The 4,395-nt window shown below is 69.4% G+C and carries 3 protein-coding genes; 2 read left to right on the top strand and 1 reads right to left on the bottom strand.

Annotated elements, in window-relative coordinates; genetic code table 11:
* Positions 1–410: 410 nt before the first annotated feature.
* Both ACIQOV_RS29405 and ACIQOV_RS29400 read left to right on the top strand, forming a co-directional pair.
* Positions 411–809, top strand: a complete 399-nt coding sequence (locus ACIQOV_RS29405; RefSeq protein WP_331768409.1) for a hypothetical protein — start codon at positions 411–413, stop codon at positions 807–809.
* A 442-nt stretch (positions 810–1,251) separates the two neighbouring features.
* Positions 1,252–3,348, top strand: a complete 2,097-nt coding sequence (locus tag ACIQOV_RS29400; protein ID WP_401053593.1) for a hypothetical protein — start codon at positions 1,252–1,254, stop codon at positions 3,346–3,348.
* Between the two features lie 397 nt (positions 3,349–3,745).
* Here the strand turns inward: ACIQOV_RS29400 and ACIQOV_RS29395 are convergent, their stop codons facing one another.
* On the bottom strand, positions 3,746–4,306 hold the full coding sequence (locus ACIQOV_RS29395; protein ID WP_331768407.1) for a helix-turn-helix transcriptional regulator: 561 nt from the start codon (positions 4,304–4,306) through the stop codon (positions 3,746–3,748).
* Between the last annotated feature and the right edge of the window lie 89 nt (positions 4,307–4,395).

Below are 4,395 nucleotides of genomic sequence, written 5' to 3'. Positions count from 1 at the left end.
CTACATCAATCCTTGTGTGTGTTTTTCAGAGGTGTCCGCTCCCGACCCCGGGGGGGCCCCCCCGGGGCGCGGGGGGGGGGGGGGCCCCCCCCCCCCCCCCCGGGGGGGCCCCCGCCCCCCGCCCCCCCCGCGACTCCGCGGCCGATGGACCGACCGGGGCGCGGCGAGAGGATGACACGCGTCACGACAAAGCAGGCTGGCGGGCCGTCCCGATGCCGGAGGCGTTGATGCGGCTGCCGCGGGACCACCGCGGATACCCGGCGCCGTGGATCGCCCAGTGGACGGACGGCGACGACGCGATCGCCGTCCGCAACGTCCCGGCAACGGCCTTGTCAGGCCGTGTACCTGCGTTGCCGGGCAACGGCCGTCCCACGCTCGGGCGGCCGTGCCCGCAGCGACGGCGAGCTTGCATGGACGAACACCGATGCCAGCTGTGCGGGCGTCGCATCAAGCCCCGCATCCGGGCGGTGTTCCTGGCCGGAGCACCCGGAAGCGACCGCCCGGCCCTGGTGAGCGAACCTCCCCTCCACCGGGCCTGCGCCGCCTACGCGATCCAGGTCTGCCCGCACCTGGTACCCGGCCACCGCAACGGTTCGCTGTCCGTCGCCGAAGCCGAGGAGTACCTCCTGCTGGAGGAACGGGTCCGACCCAGCAGCCCGGATCCCACCGCCGGCCTCCTCGCCAAAGTCTGCGCCCGTGGCAGTGAGGAAGCCCGCGCGTTCGGCGCCCTTCAGACTCTCCTGGCCGTGCTGCCCGGTCCGTGGACGCCCGCCTCGCAGTGGCTGGAGCGGCACTGCACCACTGCCTGAGTCCCACCGGACCGACCCCGCCACCTGCGGCGGTCGCACCCCACCGGAAACAGTTCTCCCCGCCTCGCCCCGCCTCGCCTCGCCTCGCCCCGTACCGCGCCGCCCGCCGGCCGCCGGGCACTGGCATCCCGAACCCGGCGCGCCCCGGCCCCCGGGGACGACGGCCGCCTCGCCGGTGCGGGCTTGCCCACCGTGTTCCCGCAGATGGGTTGAGACGTTGAAACGGATGAGATGACCAATTCTCGCCACAGCCCTGTTCTGGGCGAGCTGGTCCCACCTCCTGCATCAGCGCAGAACAGGATCCACAAAAGCTTCAGGAGAGGCGTCACTGAATGGGGTAGCTGCTTTTCGAAGCCCACTTGACCGGCATTTTCGAAGCCATACCTTCAGCTCCATCGAAAGCGACCCACGACGGAGTCGCCAAAGACGGAGAGAGCAATACATGAGCATTCCGAAGAACGACCGCGATCTCGGACAAGGAACCATCGTCCCCTTCCCGATCTCGCCGGAATACGTGAAAGGGTGGACCTCGCCCAGGGCGATCGTCGAACTGATCGCCAACGCACTTGACGAGGACTCCAACGCGACTGTGCGCTGGGCCGACGGGCTCCTCACCATCGAGGACAACGGCCCCGGAATCGCACAGGACGCGTTCCTCCTCGGAGCCTCCAAGAAGACCGCCAACCAGATCGGCCAGTTCGGCGAAGGCAAGAAGCTCGCCGCACTTGTCCTGGCACGCGACCCCGACGTCGGCGACGTCTGGTTCGAGACCGTCGGCTACGCCTTCACCCCGACCATCGAGAACCGCAGCCTCCTGGACGGCATCGTCCCGACCCGGGACGGCCAAGCGTCCGCAACCCTGGTCTACACCCTCTACCCCCTGGACCGGACCGCCGGAACGAAGATCACCATCCAGTGCGCCCAGGAGCTCGCGGACGAGGCCATCGCACGCGTCCTGTACCTCACGGAACCCGGCTACACCCCACCCGCACGCAAGGCCCGCATCCTGTTCGGCGGGGTCCCCGGACGGATCTACATCGGCGGAATCCTCGTCACCCACGACCCACGGCTCTCCACCAGCTACGACCTCCCTCTCGCCCTCGCGAAGGGGGACCAGAACCGGGACCGAACCTTCATCGACGGCCGGGCACTGGAATGGCACCTCAAAGAGGCCCTCGCCAGCTGCGCCGAACCGGACGTCATCGAGCACTTCGTGAACAGGGCCCTCACCAAGGAACCCATCGCCGCCCAGGAGCAGTACTTCACCTCCGTCCGCGACTACGATGTCCGACTCGCTTTCCGACGGATCGCCGGGCAGATCCTCCCGGTCGGAAAACGGCTGTACTACCAGGGGAAAGGCGAAGGCGTCGAGGGCATCGAAACCGATGCCTGGCTCATGGACAGCGGCGTACACCTCGTGGAAACCGACCTGCCCAGGGGACAGCACGAAGAGCTCATGAAGCTCCTCGGAGTCGAACGCAGGCACACCGCAGCGCACCGTGAGGTCAACCGGCAAGAGCGCACGACCACCTGGATCAACCACAAGGACCTCACCGAAGCACAGCGGCAGAACCTCGACGACACCGCAACGCTGCTCCGCTCGATCCTCGGGGAAGACAGCGTCGGAAGGACCCGGGCCTACACCGAGAGTCGCCTGGTCGGCTACGGCACCCTCGGTATCTACGACCGGAGGGCCGACACCATCGGCTTCCACCTCGCCACACTGAACAGCCGGGAACAGACCATCAGCACCGCCATCCGCATGGCGGCCCACCGCAAGGCCTACCTCCAGAAGACCGAACACACCGAAGGCGCCGCCGGATTCACGGAGGCCCTCACGGAGATAGCCACAACCTTCCTCGGGGCGTACCTGGCGCTGGCAGACGACGCGACCGCCAGCAGCCACCCCACCGCCGACGGAACCCGGCGAAAGGACGCTGCTCCCGCCGACACCCTGTCCGCCAGTCACAAGACGCCCACCCAGCACACGAAGCCCAACCGGGACGAAATCGCACGGGCCCGGCAGCTGCGCGACGCGCCGCCACTGCGCCGCCGCCTGGCCGAACTGCTCCACCGGCGCATGAAGGAGGTCCAGACCGCGACCGGAACCAGGAGCGTCGTCCGCATCCTCCGCACTGTCGCCCTTAGCAAGGTCTACTGGGAGGTGCTCGACAGTCCCCGCCCCGTGGGCTGGCGTCGATCCCAGGGCGTGAGCTGCGTGACCGACTACGACAAGATCACTGCCATCGCCGACCTGGTGGGAGTCAACCCCGCTGTGATCTTCCTCGCCCACATGGCGGAGGAGGCCCCCACCTACAACCGGCGCGGCCGCGACGACAGCCAGAAGCCATGGTCCGGCCGCCTTCAGGAATCGGTCACCCGGGCCATCTCAGACCTCCAGGCCGCCGGGGGCATCTACGCCGAACAGATCCCCAGCATCGAGGCCATGGCCAACGGGCAGACCCCCTGCGACAACGACGGACAGTGGCTGAAGCCGCTCCACACCCTGCTCAAGGCCGAAGAGGAACGCCTCGGCTAAAGCACCAGTGCCGCCCGGCTCACCCCACGGAGAGCCGGGCGGCACACCCATGCCCGTCCATCGATGATGTCGCCCGGTGACAGTGCTTGGCCCGGAGCGTGTTTCTGCCTTTGCGCGTGCGCGCGGTCGGGCATTCCCGTATCCCGGGAGTGCGCCACCCGGCCCCGCACCCCTGCCTGATTTCGTCGGGCCGTATGAGAGCCACCGCTTCGGTGTGAACGAGAGCCTGGTGTAGGCCGTTCGTGGCAGCGATGTCCTCGACCACGGCGGGTGTTCTCCGGGGAGATCGGGAGCCACCGATCGGGTGGCCTCCGGACGTGCTGCCTCGCTGCTGTCACGGCCCGGGAGTCCTACCTCTGGCCCCAGCCGCAAAGTAGACCGAGTTGCTGGCCGATCGTCAGCGCCTGCGGCGGCGGGGAGCCCGCTTGAGCCTCCGCTCCACCATCGCGGCCCACTCCGGGTCGGCCTCGCGGATCCGCTGCCACCGCTCCTCGCGCAGCACCGGCCAGTACTCCTCAGTGTGGCGAAGGGCGGCCCGCACCCGATCGGGATCGGTACCGAAGGCCAGCGCGGCCCAGTCGTCCCAGGCGATCCACTCGTCACGCGCGCGGTCGTAGTGGGCGCGGGTGCCGCGCCGCCCGGTCGTCTCCAGCAGCCGGTAGGTCTCCTCGGCGATGCCGAGCGCCTTGGCCATCTCGGCGCGGCTGCGGCCGGTGAACACGCGCAGGTGGACCAGGCGCTCGTGCTCGACCGTGCACAGGTCCGCCGGGGCGACGCCGACCGCCCTGGCCAGCCGAGGCAGCAGCTCCGGGCGGGGAACCCGGGTGCCAGCGAGGTAGAGGGACACCGCCCGCTCGGTCACGCCGGCCTCGCGGGCGATCCGGGCGACCGAAGCGCCCGCGGCAGTGCGGGCGACCCGCAGCTTCGCCGCGTCGAAGCCGTACGGAAACGTGCTCACACCCGTCTCCTACCCGCCGTCGTACAGGGAAGTCCGTTCACCCTGAACGATCGGCAAGGGGCCCGGGGTGGTGAAGGTCCGTTCAGGGG

Origin of the sequence: Kitasatospora sp. NPDC091257 (assembly GCF_044757675.1) — a bacterium.
GTDB lineage: Bacteria > Actinomycetota > Actinomycetes > Streptomycetales > Streptomycetaceae > Kitasatospora > Kitasatospora lactacystinica.
The sequence above is the reverse complement of the archived record's forward strand: the minus strand, read 5'-3'. Positions and strand labels throughout refer to the sequence as shown.

Bases quoted from the DNA above. Each gene is read 5' to 3' on its own strand.
- ACIQOV_RS29405 (WP_331768409.1), top strand. From the start codon at position 411: ATGGACGAACACCGATGCCAGCTGTGCGGGCGTCGCATCAAGCCCCGC.
- ACIQOV_RS29400 (WP_401053593.1), top strand. From the start codon at position 1,252: ATGAGCATTCCGAAGAACGACCGCGATCTCGGACAAGGAACCATCGTC.